The 18,469-nt window shown below is 69.6% G+C and carries 17 protein-coding genes; 8 read left to right on the top strand and 9 right to left on the bottom strand.

Going from position 1 to position 18,469, the window contains the following annotated elements; all coding sequences use genetic code 11:
• From hslU to ACT4N3_RS01570, 4 genes are all read left to right on the top strand, one after another.
• The coding region (gene hslU / locus ACT4N3_RS01585) for an ATP-dependent protease ATPase subunit HslU (RefSeq protein ID WP_444853454.1) at positions 1-1,302 on the top strand (1,302 nt) is incomplete at its 5' end.
• A 63-nt stretch (positions 1,303-1,365) separates the two neighbouring features.
• On the top strand, positions 1,366-1,767 hold the full coding sequence (locus tag ACT4N3_RS01580; protein ID WP_444853453.1) for a GFA family protein: 402 nt from the start codon (positions 1,366-1,368) through the stop codon (positions 1,765-1,767).
• Between the two features lie 100 nt (positions 1,768-1,867).
• Positions 1,868-2,524, top strand: coding sequence for a hypothetical protein (locus ACT4N3_RS01575; protein ID WP_444853452.1), 657 nt, complete (start codon positions 1,868-1,870; stop codon positions 2,522-2,524).
• 70 nt (positions 2,525-2,594) lie between these two features.
• A complete protein-coding gene (locus ACT4N3_RS01570; RefSeq protein ID WP_444853451.1) occupies positions 2,595-4,637 on the top strand; it encodes a TonB-dependent receptor in 2,043 nt (680 codons plus the stop codon).
• Here ACT4N3_RS01570 and ACT4N3_RS01565 read toward each other — a convergent pair.
• The 3 genes from ACT4N3_RS01565 to ACT4N3_RS01555 form a co-directional block, all read right to left on the bottom strand.
• Positions 4,620-5,435, bottom strand: coding sequence for an aminoglycoside N(3)-acetyltransferase (locus tag ACT4N3_RS01565; protein WP_444853450.1), 816 nt, complete (start codon positions 5,433-5,435; stop codon positions 4,620-4,622). The two genes, ACT4N3_RS01570 and ACT4N3_RS01565, sit on opposite strands and share 18 nt — an antisense overlap.
• Before the next feature lie 98 nt (positions 5,436-5,533).
• Positions 5,534-5,779: an SWIB/MDM2 domain-containing protein gene (locus ACT4N3_RS01560; protein WP_444853449.1), complete on the bottom strand. Its 246-nt coding sequence runs from the start codon at positions 5,777-5,779 to the stop codon at positions 5,534-5,536.
• 133 nt (positions 5,780-5,912) lie between these two features.
• Complete coding sequence (locus ACT4N3_RS01555) at positions 5,913-6,734, bottom strand: LD-carboxypeptidase (RefSeq protein WP_444853448.1); 822 nt, start codon at positions 6,732-6,734, stop codon at positions 5,913-5,915.
• A gap of 213 nt (positions 6,735-6,947) precedes the next feature.
• On the opposite strand from ACT4N3_RS01555, the gene ACT4N3_RS01550 reads away from it, so the two are divergent.
• Positions 6,948-8,342, top strand: coding sequence for a glutamate ligase domain-containing protein (locus ACT4N3_RS01550; RefSeq protein WP_444853447.1), 1,395 nt, complete (start codon positions 6,948-6,950; stop codon positions 8,340-8,342).
• 108 nt (positions 8,343-8,450) lie between these two features.
• Here the strand turns inward: ACT4N3_RS01550 and ACT4N3_RS01545 are convergent, their stop codons facing one another.
• The gene (locus ACT4N3_RS01545; protein ID WP_444853446.1) at positions 8,451-8,999 is read right to left on the bottom strand and encodes a hypothetical protein; all 549 of its coding nucleotides are present in this window, start codon (positions 8,997-8,999) and stop codon (positions 8,451-8,453) included.
• Positions 9,000-9,291: 292 nt separating this feature from the next.
• On the opposite strand from ACT4N3_RS01545, the gene ACT4N3_RS01540 reads away from it, so the two are divergent.
• From ACT4N3_RS01540 to ACT4N3_RS01530, 3 genes are all read left to right on the top strand, one after another.
• Positions 9,292-10,581 (top strand): sensor histidine kinase, encoded by a 1,290-nt coding sequence (locus tag ACT4N3_RS01540; RefSeq protein WP_444853445.1) that lies wholly within the window; start codon positions 9,292-9,294, stop codon positions 10,579-10,581.
• Entirely contained in the window at positions 10,578-11,315 is a 738-nt protein-coding gene (locus ACT4N3_RS01535) for a LytR/AlgR family response regulator transcription factor (protein WP_444853444.1), read from the top strand. Before ACT4N3_RS01540 ends, ACT4N3_RS01535 begins: the two co-directional genes overlap by 4 nt.
• Positions 11,316-11,719: 404 nt before the next feature.
• A complete protein-coding gene (locus tag ACT4N3_RS01530; RefSeq protein WP_444853443.1) occupies positions 11,720-12,658 on the top strand; it encodes a cell wall hydrolase in 939 nt (312 codons plus the stop codon).
• Here the strand turns inward: ACT4N3_RS01530 and ACT4N3_RS01525 are convergent.
• The 5 genes from ACT4N3_RS01525 to ACT4N3_RS01505 form a co-directional block, all read right to left on the bottom strand.
• Positions 12,655-13,725 carry an NAD(P)/FAD-dependent oxidoreductase gene (locus tag ACT4N3_RS01525; protein ID WP_444853442.1) on the bottom strand — a complete coding sequence of 357 codons (1,071 nt, stop codon included), beginning with the start codon at positions 13,723-13,725 and terminating at the stop codon, positions 12,655-12,657. The genes ACT4N3_RS01530 and ACT4N3_RS01525 overlap by 4 nt on opposite strands.
• Complete coding sequence (locus ACT4N3_RS01520) at positions 13,704-14,399, bottom strand: methyltransferase domain-containing protein (RefSeq protein ID WP_444853441.1); 696 nt, start codon at positions 14,397-14,399, stop codon at positions 13,704-13,706. The genes ACT4N3_RS01525 and ACT4N3_RS01520 overlap by 22 nt, the downstream gene beginning before the upstream one ends.
• Positions 14,396-15,466: a type III polyketide synthase gene (locus ACT4N3_RS01515; protein WP_444853440.1), complete on the bottom strand. Its 1,071-nt coding sequence runs from the start codon at positions 15,464-15,466 to the stop codon at positions 14,396-14,398. Before ACT4N3_RS01515 ends, ACT4N3_RS01520 begins: the two co-directional genes overlap by 4 nt.
• 77 nt (positions 15,467-15,543) lie before the next feature.
• On the bottom strand, positions 15,544-17,235 hold the full coding sequence (locus tag ACT4N3_RS01510) for an N-acyl-D-amino-acid deacylase family protein (RefSeq protein ID WP_444853439.1): 1,692 nt from the start codon (positions 17,233-17,235) through the stop codon (positions 15,544-15,546).
• A partial coding sequence (locus ACT4N3_RS01505) for a M20/M25/M40 family metallo-hydrolase (RefSeq protein WP_444853438.1) occupies positions 17,232-18,469 on the bottom strand: 1,238 nt, incomplete at its 5' end. The genes ACT4N3_RS01505 and ACT4N3_RS01510, both read right to left, overlap by 4 nt.

The raw sequence follows: 18,469 nt of genomic DNA, 5'->3' as shown, positions 1-18,469 counted from the left end.
ATGAACGACGCCCTTACCCCCAAGGCGGTTGTCGCCGCCCTCGACGCCCATATCATCGGCCAGGACGAGGCGAAGCGCGCCGTCGCGGTGGCCCTGCGCAACCGCTGGCGCCGCCAGCAGCTCGAGCCCGAGCTGCGCGAGGAGGTGACGCCCAAGAACATCCTGATGATCGGGCCCACCGGCTGCGGCAAGACCGAGATCAGCCGGCGGCTGGCCAAGCTCGCCGACGCGCCGTTCGTGAAGGTCGAGGCGACCAAGTTCACCGAGGTCGGCTATGTCGGCCGCGACGTCGAGCAGATCGCCCGCGACCTGGTCGAGGAGGCGGTGCGGCTGGAGAAGGAGCGGCGGCGCGAGAAGGTGCGCGAGGCGGCCTCAGAGGCGGCGATGGAGCGGCTGCTCGACGCGCTGACCGGCAAGGGCGCCAGCGTCGCCACCCGCGAGAGCTTCCGCGCCCGGCTCACCGACAACAGCATGAACGACGCCGAGGTCGAGGTGGAGCTGAACGACCAGCCGACGACCCCGTTCGAAATCCCCGGCATGGGCGGCCAGGTCGGCATGATCAACCTCTCCGACATGATGGGCAAGGCCCTGGGGCAAACCCCGCGCAAGAAGCGCAAGCTGCGCGTCGCCGAAGCCTGGGACAAATTGGTCGAGGAGGAGCAGGATAAACGCCTCGACAGTGACGACGTCAATCGCGTCGCGCTGAGGGATGCCGAGGCGAACGGCATCGTCTTCCTCGACGAGATCGACAAGATCGCGGTCAGCGACGTGCGCGGCGGCAGCGTGTCGCGCGAAGGCGTGCAGCGCGACCTCTTGCCGCTGATCGAGGGCACCACGGTCGCGACCAAATATGGGCCGATGAAGACCGACCATATCCTCTTCATCGCCAGCGGCGCCTTCCATGTCGCCAAGCCGAGCGACCTGCTGCCCGAGCTGCAGGGCCGGCTGCCGATCCGGGTCGAATTGAAGGCGCTGACCGAGGCGGATTTCGTCCGCATCCTCTCCGACACCCGCGCCAGCCTCGCCGAGCAATATCGCGCCTTGCTCGCCACCGAGGAGGTGACGATCGAGTTCACCGAGGACGGCATCCGCGCCCTCGCCCGGATCGCCGCCGAAGTGAACGAGAGCCTCGAAAATATCGGCGCCCGCCGCCTCCAGACGGTGATGGAAAAACTGCTCGAGGAGATCAGCTTCGACGCCGAGAATCGCCGCGGCGAGCGGCTGACCATCGACGCCGCTTATGTCGAGACCCAGCTCGCCAGCATCGCCCGCGACACTGACCTCAGCAAATATGTGCTCTGACATGCGTTCTTGATCTGTTCGTCATCTTCGCCTAGCCTGAGGGCGACTCGGATGGAGGCAGAGATGAACGAAGGCGGCTGTCATTGCGGCGCGATCCGTTATCGGGTGGAAGGCGCGCCCATCCACGCGGCGCTCTGCCATTGCACCGATTGCCGCCGCCATGCCGGCGCGCCGATGGTGGGCTGGACCCTGTTCGGCAACGACCGGTTCGCGGTCACGAAAGGCGAGGCCAAGGTCTATGCCTCGTCCGAGCATGGCCGCCGGCATTTTTGCGCGGATTGCGGCACCGGCCTGTTCTATACCAATGAGACGATCTTCGCCGGCCAGACCGACGTGCAGGTGGCGACGCTGGACGATCCCGACGCGTTGCCGATGCAGGCCCAGATCCAGACCGCGGAACGGATCGGCTGGATGAAGGCGGCGCACGATCTGCCGGCGTTCGAGCGCTTTCCCTCGCAGGCCTGATTCCCGCTCGCCGCCTAACCGCAACGACTCGTCGTTTCGGCTTGCACCCCGAAGGGGTGGTTGCCGCGTTAACCCTCCGAACTCACCCTCGGAGGATAAAATGACCTTTAAGATCAAGCTGTTGTCTGCCGCCGCGTTGCTCGCTTTTCCGGCCGTCGCCGGAGCGCAGACGCCGACGCCGCCGCCCGCCACGACGATGGAGAATGTGAACCAGGCGGTCCAGCAGGCGCGGGACGCCAATCCGCCCGCCAATCCGCCGGCCGGCGAGCAGGTCGCCGACGAGCAGCCGCGTCAGGCCGAGGCGACCCCGCCGCAACCGGCCGCCCAGCCGCCGGTGAACCAGGACGACGCGCCGCCGGCCCCGTCCGCCACCCAGGCCCAGCCGCCGGCCGGCACCCAGACCCAGCCGCCGGCCCAGCAGGCCGCGCCGCCCGCGGAGCAAGCTGCCCCGCCGGCTCAAGCGCAGCCCAGCGCGCAGACGCAAGCGCAGCCGAGCGCGCAGGCACAGACCGGCGCGACACGGGTCGCGACCGCGGCTGATGTGACGACGGGCGCGCAGGTCCGCGACACGGCGGGCGCGCCGGTCGGCACGGTCGAAACCGTCGACGCCGACAGCGCCGTGGTCAGCACGGGCGCGGTCCGGGCGGACATTCCGATCACCAGCTTCGGCCATAACGGCCAGGGCCTGGTGCTGGCGATGACCCGCGAACAGCTCGAAGCCGCGGCCCGCGCCGCCCAGCGCACGCCAACCTCGTAACCACGCGAATTCTACGCGAGAGAAGCCGCGCCGGCATTCCCGGCGCGGCTTTTTCTTGTAAGCGGCGGGCGTGATCCGCCCCGCCTCGCTCCTGTTCGCCTTGCTGATTCCGCCGACCGCCGCGCAAGCTCAGGCCGGGGAGACGATCGTCGTCACCGGCCGCGGCCTTCGCCCGGGCCTCGGCGAAAGCGCCTACTCGGCCGTCGCAATCGACCGCGACCGGCTCGCGGGCTCTGCCGCCAGCCGGCTCGAGGACGTGTTGCGCGACGTGCCGGGCTTCCAGCTCTTCCGCCGCGCCGATTCGCGCTCCGCCAATCCGACCAGCCAGGGGCCGACTCTGCGCGCACTTGGCGGCAACGCCTCGGCGCGGGTGCTGGTGCTGCTCGACGGTGTGCCGCAGGCCGATCCGTTCGGCGGCTGGATCGCCTGGCCGAGCCTCGATCCGCGCCGGCTGGGCGCGGCGCGGGTGACGCGGGGCGGCGGCACCGGTGCCAACGGCCCCGGCGCGCTCGCCGGGACGATCGCGCTGGACAGCCTGTCGCCCGCCGAGCTTGACGGCGTCGCGGCGCGGGCGGCGATCGGCAGCCGCGACAGCGTCGACGCCTTCGCCGCCGTCGGCGTCGGCGGCCTTGTTGCCACGGCGAGCGTCGCGCGCGGCGACGGCTTTATCCCAATCGTCGCTGATCAACGCGGGCCGGCCGACCGCCCGGCGCCCTACCGACAGGCGAGCCTCGCGCTGCGCGCCGTCGCGTCCGTCGCCCCGAACCTGGAGCTCCAGGCCAATCTCGCCGGCTTCACCGATCGACGCGAACGCGGCACGGCGTTCAGCGAGATCCGCTCGCAAGGCGCAGACGCCTCGCTTCGCCTGGCCGGGCGCGGCGCCCTGCCGTTCGCGGCCTTGCTCTATGTCCAGCAGCGCGATTTCTCGAACCAGTTCGCCTCGCTGAGCGCCGGGCGTGCGACCGCGGGCCTGGTGCTCGACCAATATGCCACCCCCGCCACCGGCCTCGGCGCGCGCTTCGAAATCCGGCCGCTCACCGGACCTGTCGAGCTTCGCCTCGGCGCCGACTGGCGGGCCGTGGAAGGCCGGGCACAGGAGCTGTTCCAGTTCGTCGCCGGCGCCCCCACGCGCCTGCGCCGCGCCGGCGGGCGTTCGGACACGCTGGGCGGGTTCGCCGAACTGGGGCTGGAGCGGGGCCCGCTGACCGTCAGCGCCGGAGCCCGCCTCGACCACTGGCGCATCGCCGATGGCCGGCTGGAGGAGCGCCCGCTGGCCGGCGGCCCGGCGCTGACCGATACCCGTTTCCCCGACCGATCCGGCTGGCAGCCGACCGGCCGGCTCGGCGCGGCCTGGCGTGCGGACGCGCTGCTGACGTTGCGCGCCGCCGCTTATGCCGGCTGGCGATTGCCGACCCTCAACGAACTTTACCGCCCGTTCCGGGTCGGCGTCGATGCGACCGCGGCCAACGCGGCGCTCGCCCCGGAGCGGTCGCTCGGCGCGGAAGCGGGGCTGGACTGGCGTCCCCTCCGCGGCTTGCGACTGGGCGCGACCGCCTTCGTCAATCGCCTGACCGACGCCATCGCCAACGTCACTCTGGGCCAGGGGCCGGGCACCTTCCCCGGCGTCGGCTTCGTCCCGGCCGGCGGCGCCTACCGCCAGCGCCGCAACCTTCGCGCCATCTCCAGCCACGGCGTCGAGCTGGACGCGGCGCTCGATCTCGGGGCGTGGCGGCTCGCCGCCGGCTACAGCTTTGCCGCCGCGCGCGTGCGCGCCGAGGCCGAGGCGGCGCCGCTGGACGGCCTGCGCCCCGCCCAGACGCCGCGCCACGCCGCCAGCTTTACCCTGCTCTGGCGCGGCCCATCCGGCGCAAGCGCCAGCCTCGCCGCCCGCTATGCCGGCGCGCAATATGAGGACGACCTCAACCGCCAGCTTATCCCCGACGCGCTCACCCTCGACGCCGCCGCGACGCTGCCGATCGCCGACCGGCTGGCGGTCGAGGCGCGGGTCGAGAACCTCACCGACACCCTCATCGTCACCGCCATCTCGGGCGCCGTCCTCGTCGAGCGCGCGGCCCCGCGCACCTTCTGGCTCGGCCTAAGCTGGCGCGGCTAGGTTCCTTTCCATCCAGCGCGCGCCGAAGGCAACGATGTCCGCTGCGTCGATCAGCTCCGCTCTCGCGCTGCCGACCAGCCCCTCGCGATGGCGGCCGAGCGCGAGATAGGCCTTCAGGATCGACGCGAAATAATCCTCGCCTTCGCAATGGACGATGCCCTCGGCATCGTCGAGGCAATCGATCCAGACGTGACGCGCCACGCCGTCGGCGCCGGCGACGACATAGTCCCAGCGCACCGTCTTCTTGTCCGGCAGGTCCGCGAGATATTCCGCATAGTGAAGCGCCGTCACCGTGTCCGGATTGGCGCCGAGCCGCAGGATCTTGCCACCCCATTGGCAGAGCTTCTCCAGCGGCGAGCCCGGCCCGTAATAATCGTGCCAGGGCTGATCGGCCATCAGCCGCTTCGCGCGCCGCCTCCGCGCCCCGAAGCGTCCGCTCGGATTGTCGCTGACGATCGTGCCCGGCCGCCGCCGAAACGCTTCCGCCAGCCAGCCCACCTCCTCCAGCACCGGCGCGTTGCGATAGTCGAATGCTGGCGAGCCTTCGAGCAGCGCCGCCCGCGCCTCGAGCGGGTGGTCGTAGACCCAGTCCATCGGATAATCGGTGCCGAGCACCATCATCAAAGTGCCGTCCGGCCCGATCGCCTCATCGAGCGCGTCGAGCAGCGCCTCCGCCCCGCCGGGCCCGAACGCGGCGCGGCCGAGGCCGAGCTTCCGCAATGAGGCATGGACCATCACCAGATCGCCCGCCGCCACGCCCAGCGACGCGAGACCCGCGCGCAAGTCTTCTCTCGTCACGTCAAACTCCCGTGTTCAGAAAACGAAACCGCCCGTCCCGGGTTTGGCCGGGCGGGCGGTTCGCGCGCTCTGGTGCCGGGCGTTCGCCGGCGAGAGTTCTAGCTCAGGTGGCGAGAGAGATGCTTGTTCATCTCGAACATCGACACGCGGTCCTTGCCGAAGATCGGCCGCAACTTGTCGTCGGCGATGATCTCGCGCTTGTTCTGCGGGTTCTGCAGATTGTTCTTCTTGATGTGATCCCAGATCTTGCTGACGACCTGGCTGCGCGGCAGCGCGGCCGAGCCGGTGATCGCGGCGAGTTCCTTGGACGGGGTCACCGGGCGCTGCAAACCGCTTTGAGCCATTTTTATCCTCCCTGTGGAAATGTGGGAACGGGGATAGAGCGCATTTTGCGGCCTTGGCAATGGGCGGAGCGGCCGATTGCCTCCATTTCGGCCCCCAAAAGCACCTTTTTTGTGGATAGCATCGCCCGAAGGCTCAGAGGAGGCCGAACGGGACCACCTTGTTGGCCGAGTCATGGCCGATATCGGCAAGGCCGAGGAAGGGGATTCCGGCCCGCTTGCACCAGAAACGGACCACCGTCTCGCCATCCTCGCCGAAGTCCGGGTCGTTGGGCAGCACGTCGCCGATCCGCCCAAGCCTGACCCCCGCCAGGCCACGGATATTGGCGCTGGCGGTCAGGTGGTAGAGCGCCCGGTCGGTCGCATACATGTGCTCGGATACGTCCTCGATCAGCAGGACATGGCCGGCGAGATCGGGCTCCAGCGGTGTCCCGAGCAGCAGGCCGAGCACGGTGAGATTGAACGCGGCGTGGCGCGCCCCCTTCGCCAACCCGCCTTCCAGCGCCGCCGGATCGCGCCGCGTCAGCCAGGCGAGCGCGCGCCGCGTCGCCGCATCGCCGCCTTCGCGCATCGCGTCCTGCGGCATCGGGCCGTGCGCGAGGTCGGAAAAGCCGGCGCGACAGAGGCCGGCGAGCAGGTAGCCCGCGTCGCTATAGCCCAGATATGTCTTGTCCCGCGCCGCCGGCCCGAGCCTTTGAATCGCGTCCTCGGCGATCCGGCAGGCGCCATAGCCGCCGCGCGCGAACCAGATCGCATCGAACGCCGGGTCGTTCGCCATCTCGACCAAGGCGTCGGCCCGCGCCGCGTCCGGCCCGGCGAAATGGTTGTGGGTGAGGAAGCATTGCGGGTGGAAGACGATCTCCGCCTCGGGAAACTCGGCCGCGGCGAGCGCGGTCACCTTCCCAGCCGCCTCGGCGCTGAACCGGGAGCTGGGCGCGACGACGCCGATCCGCATCATCCTATCGCCTTTCCGTCATTGCGAGCGAAGCGAAGCAATCCAGGCTGGATTGCCGCGTCGCTGCGCTCCTCGCAATGACAGGGAAATGCCATGGCCACCCTCTTTGACCTTGCGTCGCTTCGCCCATAGAGCCTGATCGTCAGAGGCGGAAGCGCTGCGCGCTTCCGCCGATGGCGTGAATCAGGCTCTATTCAAAAGGTTTCAAGCGGGCTGATGAGCGAGGCCAAATCCTATTTCTTCTCCGGCATCGGCGGCAGCGGGATGATGCCGCTGGCGATGATCGTGCGGGCGCAGGGCGCGGCCGTCGCCGGCTCCGACCGGATGCTCGATCAGGGCCGGCTGGCGCCCAAGTTCGCCTTCCTGGAGCGGCAGGGTATCACCCTCTTCCCGCAGGACGGCAGCGGCATCGCCCCGGGCCAGACTCTCGTCGCCTCGGCGGCGGTCGAGGAGACGGTGCCGGACATGGTCCGGGCGAAGGCGCTGTGCCTGAAGCGCATGACCCGCGCCGAGCTGCTCGCCTTACTCTTCAACGCCGCGCCGGTGGGGATCGCCGTCGGCGGCACCAGCGGCAAGTCGACCGTCACCGGCATGATCGGCTGGATCCTCCACGCCCGCGGTCGCGACCCGACGGTGATGAACGGCGCCGTGATGAAGAATTTCGTCAGCGTCGACGCGCCTTTCGCCAGCGCTCTCGTCGGCAGCGGCGACGCTTTCGTCAGCGAGGTCGACGAAAGCGACGGCTCGATCGCGCTCTTTCGGCCGAAGGTCGCGGTGCTCACCAACATCACCCTCGACCACAAGAGCCTCGACGAGCTCCGCCACCTGTTCCGCGATTTCGCGGCCAAGGCGGAGACGGTCGTCCTCAACCTCGATGACGACGAGGCCCGCCTGCTCGCCGCCGCGCTGCCGGCTGAGAAGCTGGCGACTTACGGCCTGGACGACGAAGCGGACCTGTTCGCCTCGGGCCTGGTCGAGGCGCCGTTCGGGGTCACCTTCGAAGCCAATGACCGAAGGACGGGCGCCACGGTCGCGGTCGCGCTGCAGGTGCCAGGCCTGCACAATGTGCAGAATGCCCTTGCCGCGATCGCCGCGTCGATGGCGGCAGGCGTGTCGCTGGCCGAGGCGGCCATGGCCCTCGAAGGCTTCAAGGGCCTCCGCCGCCGGCTCGAACTGGTCGGTGAGGCAAACAATGTCGCGGTAATCGACGATTTCGCGCACAATCCGGACAAGCTCGCCGCCACCTTGCGCACCTTCCACGCTTTCCCCGGCCGGCTGCTGCTCTTCTTCCAGCCGCACGGCTACGGCCCGCTCAAAACGATGCGGGAGGAGCTGGTCGGCACCTTCGCCGAGGAGATGGCGGCGGACGACGTTCTGATCATGCCGGACCCGGTCTATTATGGCGGCACCACCAGCCGCGAGGTGGGCAGCGGCAACATCATCGCCGAGATCGTCGCGCGCGGGCGGCAGGCGGAGCATATCGCGGATCGCGCGGCCTGCGGCGAGCGTCTCGCCGCCCTCGCGCGCCCCGGCGACCGGATCGTGATCATGGGCGCGCGGGACGACACGCTGACCTTGTTCGCCGAGGACATCCTGGCGAAGCTCGGCTGAAACGAAAACGGCGGGCCGAAGTGATCGCACGGGGACATGCTATTGCGTGTCCCCGCCTTCAGTATCGCGCCTGGGAGGGGACACGCAGATAGCGTGTCCCCGCTTCGCCTATTCCGCTGCGGCGATGTCCACTTTCTCGACCCATTCGGGGAAGAAGACCGGATCGCGGTTCGACCAGCCGGGCGCGGTCGCCGCCGCCTCGCTGATCGACTGCAGCAGCTTGCGCCGCCGGTCGGGATGGAGGTGCGGCAAGGCGGCGGCGGCGCAGAAGGCGCCGGGCAGCCAGGGACGGACCTGCGCGCCGATCAGCCGCTCGTAGAGGAAGCGGTAGGAGGCGAAGCAGGGCAGCCGGTCCTGGCCGAGATCGAAGGCGGTCATCGTGATCAGCGGCGCCATCAACGGCTCCATCGCGTCGAGGCCGCTGTCGTCGGGCACGGACGTGCGAATGAGGTCAAGCCGGCCATAGACCCGCGCCTGGGCGCGGATGGCGGCGGCTTCGGCCGGGTCGCGCGACCAGCGGCGAACCGCGTCGCGGCGATCGAGGCCGACATCCAGCGAACGGCGGATGTAGCGCTGCGTGCCTTTGCCGAAGCCCGCAAACTCTTTCATCTCGGCCAGTGCCACCGATCCGCTGGCGGGCCGAGTCCTCGTACTCATTTCCCACACTCCTTTTGCCCCAAGGCGTGGGATACATGAGCACGACTTGCCAAGCCGTTAACCACTTCCCCACTCCCCGTTCAGAAATGAATCACGCTTCGATTCGACGGGCAATCGCAAACGCACGCAATTGATCGCACCGGCGCGCACCTGGTGCAGATTGGCAACAGGCGCGATTCCAGTAACGGCGGAAAAGGCCGATGCTTGCGTGCTCGAAACGAGCGGCGTCGCACTTGCCTTCGCCTTCGCTGGCGGGCCTGACGCGTCCGTTCCGGCGTGATAGGACACGGGCGTGGGCGAGAATCGGGGCGAGAACGACGCGGAACATGAGCCGCTCGGCGCGGCCGATGCGTTCGGCTACCGCCGGCCGATCGGCGCTTTTTCGACCAACCTTCCCCGCCTTTCGGCCAGCGCCTTCGACGCGCAAGGCTTTTCCGATCGGGGCGGGTTAACTGGCGGCATGGACAAGCCGCTTTCCGTGACCGACGCGCGCCGCCTGCCCGATCTCGGCATGGCGCTGAAGTCGATCGTCGGCTTCTGGCTGCTCTACATGGCGCTGGTCACGGTGCGCGCCATCGTGCTTCAATATCCCGAATTCTGGGGCATGCTGGCGCGGCGCTGCGCGGCGACCGCAATCGGCGCGGTGATCACCTTCTTCATCTATCTCGCGATGCGCGCGGCGCGGAACGCCAGCCTCGCCCGCAAGGCGACGCTGGCCGGCATCCTGTGCTTGCCGGCGGCATTGCTCTTCTCCGCCACCAATTACACAATCTTCTACGTCATCGCGCCGCTCGATTCGATGATGATGGAATGGGACACGCACGGGCTGACGCCGCTGATGCTGGCGCTGAAGTCGATCGTCGAGAGTTCGCTGTCCTGGTACTTCCTGTTCGCCGCCTGGTCAGCCTTCTACGTCGCGATGAGCTACGCCCGCGAGCTGCGCATCTCCGACCAGCGCGCCGCGGTCTTCGCCCGCGAGGCGCAGGAGGCCCAGCTCCGCGCGCTGCGCTACCAGATCAACCCCCACTTCCTGTTCAATACGCTGAACTCGCTCTCCTCGCTCGTCCTGAGCAAGCGGACCGAGACGGCGGAACGGATGCTGATGAACCTCTCCACCTTCTTCCGCGCCACCCTGTCCGCCGATCCCACCGCGGACGTGCCGCTGGAGGAGGAGATCAAGCTCCAGCGCCTCTATCTCGACATCGAGCAGATCCGCTTCCCGGACCGCCTGACTGTCGAGATCGACGTGCCGGACGAGCTGCTCGACACGTGCGTGCCGGTCCTGATCCTCCAACCGGTGGTCGAGAATGCGGTCAAATATGGTGTCGCCCGCTCGCGCGGCGCCGTCACCATCCGGATCAACGCCCATGAGGAAGCGGGCCGGCTGCACATCAAGGTCAAGGACAATGGTGAGGGCGTGGCCGGCGAAAATGGCGAGGACGGCGGCGGCACCGGCGTCGGCCTCCGCAACGTCCGCGAACGGCTGATCGCACGCTTCGGCGACCGCGCCGGCTGCCTCCACGGCCCCGATCTGGACGGCGGCTACACGGTCCATCTCTACATGCCGGTGGCGCGGGGATGAGCGCGCCGCTGCGCGTGCTCATCGTCGACGACGAGCCGCTGGCGATCGAGCGGCTCCAGCTGCTGCTCGCCCGGACCGAAGGGGTCGCGATCGCCGGCACCGCCAATGACGGCGAAGCCGCGCTCGCGATCGCCGAGGCGACCGCGCCGGATCTCGTCCTGCTCGACATCGCGATGCCCGGCATGGACGGGATCGACGTCGCCCGCGCGCTCGCCGAATCCAGGGTCGATCCGGCGATCGTCTTTGTCACCGCCTTCGACAATTTCGCCGTCGCCGCCTTCGACGTCGCCGCAATCGACTATCTGATGAAGCCGGTGCTGCCGGAGCGGCTGGCGCGGGCGATCGATCGGGTCCGCGCTCATCTCGCCGCCGGCGGCCGCCAGCCGACCGGCCCGGCGCCGGCCTATGTCGAGGAATTCTGGGTGCCGGATCATAGCGGCCTGGTCCGGATCGCGGCGCGCGACATCAGCCGGATCACCGCCGAGCGCGATTATATGCGGCTCCATGTCGGCCAGCGGGGCTGGCTGATCCACCGCACCATCGCCAAGCTCGAGGAGGACCTCGACCCGGCGATGTTCATCCGCGTCCACCGCTCGGTGATGCTGCGGCGGGACACGATCGCCAGCCTCTACCGCGACGGCGGCGGCCACTGGACTGCGCGGCTGACCGACGGCGGCGAGCAGAGGATCGGCCGCTCCTACGTCGATGCCGTGAAGCGCCTCGCCGGTCGATAGCCGTCACAAGAAAAGGGAGGCGACGGCTTTCGCCACCGCCTCCCTATGGGCAGCGACACCTTGGTGGGCTCGGTCAGGTGCCGCAGCTCATTCCTTCAAGAGCGGGGCAGTCCGGGCCGGCGGAACCGGGGATATTCCGCCTGTCCGAACCGCCCCCTCCCTAGCCGGGTCGCGGTTTTCCGCTTGGGGGCTTCGGCGTCATCATGCGCTTCCCAACGGCCAAGGCGCGGTCACTTCGACGAAGCGCGCGTGGCGCTCGACCAAAGCGGCTCACCGGCCCCGTAAATCATTCCTGCACCTCTGTTCCTTATTGGGACGGGCCGAATTCCGGCCGCGCGCGAAGGGACGGTTTGACGTATCGGCCGGTCTCTCAAAGGGCCGAAATCCACATGGAAGCGGGCAGGATGGCGGGCGTTCACCACCGGAACTGGCGACGGAAACGGCCCCGCGCGCGCCCGCTCGCGATGCTGCTGCTCGCCTTCACCGGCACCTCCTGCGTCCCCGTCGCGATGTCGACCCCGCTCCGCACCGACGCCGCCGTGATCCGGCTCGGCGATCCCGAGCCAGTTGCACCCGCGGCTATGCCGGCCATGTCGGCCGATTCTGAAGCCGCACCCACCGCCACGCTCGCCTCCGCCGGCTCCCACGTCTTCCAGGGCCGCACTCCGCTCGACCAGCTGCGCTCGCTCGATTGCCTCGCCCAGGCGATCTATTACGAGGCGGGCTCGGAGAGCGAGGACGGCCAGCGCGCCGTCGCCCAGGTCGTGCTCAACCGCGTCCGCCATCCCGCCTGGCCGAACACCGTCTGCGGCGTCGTCTATCAGGGGCCGATGCGGGCCGGCGGCGGCTGCCAGTTCACCTTCACCTGCGATGGCTCGCTGATGCGCTCCGCCGGCGGCCCGGCCTGGATCCGCGCCCGCCAGCTCGCCGCCGAGGCGCTGGCCGGACGGGCCTTCGCGCCGGTCGGCCTCTCGACCCATTATCACACCACCGCCGTCTTCCCGTCCTGGGCGCCGCGGCTCGCCCGCACGGCGTTGATCGGCGCGCACCAATTCTACGCCTTGCCCGGCCAGGGCGGCGGCGCGTTCAGCGTCCGCTATGCCGGCGGCGAGCCGCTCGCCCGGCCGAACCCGATCCTGTTCCCGCGCGCCGCGCTGCAGACCCGGCTGGCGGCGCTGATACCGGTCGCTCGGGCCGAGACCCGCGCCCCCGTCCCCTCCGATATCGCGCCGAACCCCCGCTGGACCGTGCAGAACCTGCCGGAATCGACGATCCGCGAGGAATTTCGCAACACCGGCCAGTGGCGCGACGACGCGCCGGGCGCCATCACCGGCCGCCGCTAGCCGATCCTCGTCATCCGCGCGGCAAGGCCGGCCAGCCCACCGATCCGCGCCAGCGCCATCATCACCGGCCGCTCGCGGCGATGCTCGGCCATATGGCGCAGCGCCTCCGCCGCCTTGACGGGCCTGAGAGCGCGGCGCGCGAAGGCTTTCTGATAGTCGCGCGCGCCCTTGCCGTCGCCTTTGAGACAGGCCTGCGCCGCGGCGATGCCGCTTGCCAGCGCGATCGCGATGCCGTCGCCGGCCAGGCTGGCGATCACCGCCGCCTGATCGCCGACCCGATAGACGCCCGGATCGGTCGCCTTCGCGCGCCAGCCATAAGGCACGCCGGCGATCGCTTCCCACTCAGTGGGCGGGGCGCCGACCCGCTCGGCAAGCCGCGGCGCCTCTTGCCAGAGCGACGCAAGCAACGCCTCGCGTCCATCGCCCATCCGCGCCTGCGCCGCCGAAAGGCAGAGGTTCACCATCCCGTCCTCCTGCAATAGCAGCCCGGCATAGCCGCCGTCATAGAGGTGCAGCTCGATCACGCCCGCCAGATCGCGCGCCAGCGTGGGCGAGGCGGGCAACGCCGCGCGCAGCCCGACCGAGACCGCCCGATCGCCGATCTGCCGCGCCGTGCCGCGCAACTCGTGCTTGCCGGTCGCGACGAACAAGGCGTCGGCATCGATCTCCTCGCCGTCGTCCAGCCGTAGGCTGCGATCCTCCACCGCCCGCGCCGTCCGGCCGCGCAGCACCATCGCGCCCTCCGCTTCGGCGAGCCGCAACAAGGCGGCATCCAACTGGCGCCGCGACAGGCCGGCGGCCGGCTTCGGCAGCGGCCGCTCGACCATTTTGTCGCCCGCCACCAGCCGCAGCCGATGGATCGGCCGCGCGCCCAGCGCTGCGGCATCGAGGCCCAATTGCCTGAGCCGCGCCAGCGCGTCCCAGCCCAGGAACCCGCCGCACACGATATCGCGCTCGCCGGCCGCCCGTTCGATCACCAGCGGCATCGCGCCGGCACGGGCGAGGCCGATCGCCGCCGCGGCGCCGGCCGGCCCGCCGCCGACGATCAGCGCAGCCGTTCGACGCACAGCCGGAACGGAAAGCGCCGCACGATCCGCGCCGCACCCTCGGGCACGCCGGCATCGGTCAGGATTGCCCGCCACTCGGCCGGGCGAAAGGAACGGGCAATCGACAGCTGCCCGTCCTCGCGCACGATGCGGTGCGCGCCGAGCAGCCGCGCCAGCCAGGGAAAGCCATAATAAGCGAAACGGTGCCGGTGCAGATCGTTGATCAGCCAACCGCGCAGCGCCTGATCTTCCATGTAACGGATGAAGGCGGTGAGCTGATCGTCGGTCATATGATGGGCGACGAGGCTGGAGACGACGAAATCGAACGGCGTCGGCTGCGCCGCATAGTCGCCGGTCCGATATTCGATCGGCACGTCCACCGGCGTCGCCGCCCGCGCCGCCGCGGCACTGTTCGGGTTGAGATCGACGCCGACCAGATCGACCGCGATGTCGCGCTCACGCGCCCAGCGCGCGATCCGGCGCAGCATGTCGCCATGGCCGAAGCCGACGTCGAGCAGCCGAAAGGCCGACATGCCCGCGGCGGCGCGTCTGAGGAAGATCAGGGTCGGCCGGGCGTTGAAGGTCCAGCGGTTCACACGCGCGAGATCGGTCAGTATGTCGGCATAAGTGGCGGGGTCGAGCGCCGGGTCGTCCATCTGTTCGTCCCGGCGGATGCGCTCCCGCAAATCGATCATGCAGCCCGCTCGAAGTGGAAACCCTCCGCCGCGAGGCCGGGGCCGAAGGCGATCGCGACGCCGCGCCTGGTGTCCGGCTGCTCCATCAGCATGGCGAGCACGAACATGAGCGTCGCCGACGACATATTGCCCTGGCTGGCCAGCACGTCGCGCGACGCGAACAAGGCGCCCTGCGGCAATTCCAGACCCCTCTCAACCGCGTCGAGGATCGATCGGCCGCCGGCATGGACCGCCCAGCTGTCCACCGCCTCAGCGACCCAGCCATTGTAGAGCCTGGCCCGCGTTTCCTCTTTCTCGAGCGCGTGCTGGATGCGCGCCGGCACCTCGCCGGACAGGGTCATCTCGAAGCCCGTGTCGCCGATCGTCCACTGGATCAGCCCGGCCGAATCCTCGAGCGCGGCGGAAAAGAGGTGGCTCATCTCGAAGCCGCCAGGCTCGGCCGTCACCAAAGCCGCCGCGGCGCCGTCGCTGAACTGGAGCATCGCCAGCAGGCTTTCGAGCTGCTGTGTCTCCTGCAGGTGAAGGGTGCAGAGCTCCACCGTCACGACCAGCACCCGCGCCTCGGGATCGGAGCGGACGATATGGTGCGCGGTCCTGAGTGCGCACACCGCGGCATAGCAGCCCATGAAGCCGACCAAGGTCCGCTCGACGTCGGGCAGGCCGATTTCGCGGGCGATGATCTGGTCGATCCCCGGCGCGACGAAGCCGGTGCAGCTCGCGACGACGAGATGGGTGACGCCATCGAGGTCGGCCTGCGCGCGCAGTTTCGCGATCGCGCCCAGCGCCAGCTTCGGCGCCTCCTCGGCATAGCATTGCATCCGGGTCGAGGTCGCCGGCGACGGCCCGTGATAGAAGCCGCCCGGCGCGTTGTGCGGCAGATTGCCCGGCGCCGGCGGAAGCACCGACCAGCGATGCTCGATTCCCGAGCGCTCGGCCATCCGCATGAACAGTTTGCGCAGCCTCGGGTCGTCGACCTGTCCCTCGGCCCAGTCGATGAAGAGCTGATGGACGTCATGGTCGGGGGTCACGCCGGCGATGGCGTTGATGAAGGCGCGTCTGTCGTTCACCCGGAATCCTTTTGCGTTCGCGCCCCTGTTCGCCCTCAAACGGCTAAGCGCGGCTGAAGCTCCGTGGCAAGGAGCAACTAGTGGCGTGCCGGGCAGCGATTCCAGCCGGGGCCGCGCACCACCCGCCCCGGGGTGGCACCGGTATGCTCGCCATCGCGCAGCACTTGTGTCCCGTTGACGAAGACATGGCGCATCCCGGTCGCATATTGGTGCGGCCGCTCGAAGGTCGCATGGTCGGCGATCGTCGCCGGATCGAAGACGGCGAGATCGGCATAATGGCCGGCCCGCAGGCTGCCCCGGTCCCGGATGCCGAGATTGCCCGCCGGCAGCGAGGTCAGCCGCCGCACCGCCTCCTGCAGCGTTATGATCCGCTCGTCGCGGACATAGCGGCCGAGCAGCCGCGCGACATTGCCATAAGCGCGGGGGTGCGGGCTGGAATTGAGGAACACGCCCTCGGTCGCGAGCGCGCCGGCGTCCGATCCGAAGCTCATATAAGGCAAGGCGATCTGGCGGCGGATATTGTCCTCGCTCATCAGGAAATAGATCGTCCCGACCCGGCTGTTGTCCTCGACGACGAGGTCCATCGCCGTCTCCTCCGGGCTGGTGCCCCGCTCCCGTGCCACGTCGGCCAACGTACGGCCGACATAGCGTCTGAGGGCCGGGTTGCGGAAATCCGTGAACATCATTCCCGCCGGCCCGGCGCGGAGCATCAGATTCTCCCAGTCCGGCCCCGGCGCGCGCATCTCGGCGGCGACCCGGGCGCGGATCGCGGGATCGCGGAGCCGCGCGATCCACGCCTCCTGCCCGCCGGCCTGCACCCAGAGCGGCATCGCCGCGGTCAGCCCGGTCGCGCCGGCGGGATAGAGATACATGTCGGTGGTGATCCGAAGCCCTTGCGCGCGCGCCGCCTCGATCCGCCGGATCACCTCCTCATAGCGGCCCCAATTGTCGCGGCCGGAGAGCTTGAGATGGTAGATTTCGGCCGGCGCGCCGGAGCGCCGCGCGATCTCGATCAGCTCGTCGACCGACTGGAGGATACGGTCGCCCTCCGAGCGCATATGGCTGATATACATGCCGCCGCAGCGCCCCGCCTCGGTGACCAGGGCGACCAGCTCGTCGGTCTCGGCGAAATTGCCGGGCGCGTAGATCAAAGACGAACCGACCCCCATCGCGCCCTCGTTCATCGCGTGACGCACCAGCGAGCGCATCCGCGCGAGCTGCTCGGGGTTCGGGTCGACGTCGCCCTCGCCCAGCTCGTGAATGCGCACCGTCGCCGCGCCGACGAAGCTCGCGACATTGGGCGCGATGCCGCGCTGCTGGAGGTGCTCCAGATACTGGCCGAGCGTCGTCCAGGGGACCGGGAAGCGGATATCGTCCTGGCGCTGGATCAGAAGCCGGCGCATCTCCTCGTTGACCGGCCCCATCGACCAGCCCTCGCCCATCACCTCCAGCGTCACGCCCTGCCTGATGTCGCTCTGGCCGCGCCCGTCCTCGATCAGGCTTTCGGTCGCCCAGCTCAGCATGTTGATGAAGCCCGGCGCGACCGCCAGCCCGCGCGCGTCGACCTCCTGCCGGCCGCGCCCGGGGATGCGCCGCGCCACCCGCGCGATCCGGTCGCCGCGGATCGCGACGTCGCCGACATAAGGCGCGCCGCCGCGCCCGTCATAGATCGTGCCGCCGCGGATCACGACGTCATAGCCTTGCGCCCAGCCCGGATTGGGCGCGACCAGCGCCGCGATCAGCGCCAGCCGGGCGAGCAGCCGTCTCATCGGCCGAGCCCGCCCAGGTCGACCGCGAGATCGTGGATATGCTCGATCGCCTCGTAGAAAGAGGCGACCGGGATGCGCTCGTTCAGGCCGTGGAAGAACATGTCGGAATCGCGCATGAAGATGCCCGAGCTGGCGAAGGTCGGGATGCCGGCGGTGCGATAGACGCGGCCGTCGGTGCCGCCGGATTCCTGATAGGGCGTGATCGGGACGCCGGGATGGCGGGCGTGGATCGACCGGGTGATCGCCGCCGTCACCGCCGGATCGGGCTCGGAGATCGGGCTCGGCGAGGGACGGCCGACCACTTCGACCGTCGCCGCCGGATCGGCGATCGCGGCGACCAGAGTGTCGCGCACCTGCTCCACCGTCGTGCCGGGGAAGATGCGGCAATTGACCGTCGCCTGCGCCCGCTGCGGCAGGGCATTCTCGGCATGGCCCGCCTCCAGCATCGTCGCGACGCAGGTCGTGCTGACCTCGCGGACGAAATCCGGGTTGGCGAGCAAGGCGGCGCGTGCTTGCGGATCGTCGGGATTGGCGACGAAGCGGGCGATCATCTGCCCGCCCGGCCCCGGCGTCGCGGCGGCCATGACGCCGAGCGAAGCGCGCGTGACGGCGTTGGTCAGCACCGGCCAGCGTATCTCGCGCACCCGGAGCAGCGCCTGCGCCAGCTGGTAGATCGCATTGTCGGCCCGTGGCCGGCTGCTATGGCCGCCGGGGTTGCGGATCGAGACGTGGAAGCTGGCGAAGGTCTTCTCCGCGCCCTGGATGCCGTAATAGATCGGCCTGTTGTCCTGGGAGAGGCGGCCGCCGCCGGCGTCGCTGTTGATCGCGAAGCGGGCGTGCCTCACCCAGGGATGGGCGGCGACGAGCTGGGTCGTCTCCATCCCCGTCTCCTCGTCGCCGATGAAGGCGAAGACCAGGGTGGTGCGCGGCTGGCGGCCGCTGGCGCTGATCCTGAGGATGGTCGAGACGAGCGAGGTGACACCGGCCTTGTTGTCGCCGGTGCCGCGGCCGAAGAAATAGCCATTCTCCTCGACCAGCTGGAACGGGCTGCGTTCCCAATCCTCGGGCCGCGCGTCGACCACGTCCATATGGGCGGAGAAGAGGATCGGCCGCGGCATCGGCCGGGCGCGCGCATCGGCGCCGGGAATCCGCACCAGCAGCGCCACCGTCTCGCCGCGCGGCAGGGTGACGATATTCTCCGCCGGCACCCCGCCGGCGCGCAGCGTCTCGGCGA

It is taken from the genome of Sphingosinicella sp. (assembly GCF_052388015.1).
In the GTDB taxonomy this organism is placed as follows: domain Bacteria; phylum Pseudomonadota; class Alphaproteobacteria; order Sphingomonadales; family Sphingomonadaceae; genus Allosphingosinicella.
Note: the sequence above shows the minus strand (reverse complement) of the source record. Positions and strands in the feature narration are given on the sequence as shown.

Bases quoted from the DNA above. Each gene is read 5' to 3' on its own strand.
- ACT4N3_RS01575 (WP_444853452.1), top strand. From the start codon at position 1,868: ATGACCTTTAAGATCAAGCTGTTGTCTGCCGCCGCGTTGCTCGCTTTT.
- ACT4N3_RS01560 (WP_444853449.1), bottom strand. From the start codon at position 5,779: ATGGCTCAAAGCGGTTTGCAGCGCCCGGTGACCCCGTCCAAGGAACTC.
- ACT4N3_RS01535 (WP_444853444.1), top strand. From the start codon at position 10,578: ATGAGCGCGCCGCTGCGCGTGCTCATCGTCGACGACGAGCCGCTGGCG.
- ACT4N3_RS01530 (WP_444853443.1), top strand. From the start codon at position 11,720: ATGGCGGGCGTTCACCACCGGAACTGGCGACGGAAACGGCCCCGCGCG.
- ACT4N3_RS01520 (WP_444853441.1), bottom strand. From the start codon at position 14,399: ATGATCGATTTGCGGGAGCGCATCCGCCGGGACGAACAGATGGACGAC.
- ACT4N3_RS01580 (WP_444853453.1), top strand. From the start codon at position 1,366: ATGAACGAAGGCGGCTGTCATTGCGGCGCGATCCGTTATCGGGTGGAA.
- ACT4N3_RS01555 (WP_444853448.1), bottom strand. From the start codon at position 6,734: ATGATGCGGATCGGCGTCGTCGCGCCCAGCTCCCGGTTCAGCGCCGAG.
- ACT4N3_RS01550 (WP_444853447.1), top strand. From the start codon at position 6,948: ATGAGCGAGGCCAAATCCTATTTCTTCTCCGGCATCGGCGGCAGCGGG.
- ACT4N3_RS01510 (WP_444853439.1), bottom strand. From the start codon at position 17,235: ATGAGACGGCTGCTCGCCCGGCTGGCGCTGATCGCGGCGCTGGTCGCG.
- ACT4N3_RS01545 (WP_444853446.1), bottom strand. From the start codon at position 8,999: ATGAGTACGAGGACTCGGCCCGCCAGCGGATCGGTGGCACTGGCCGAG.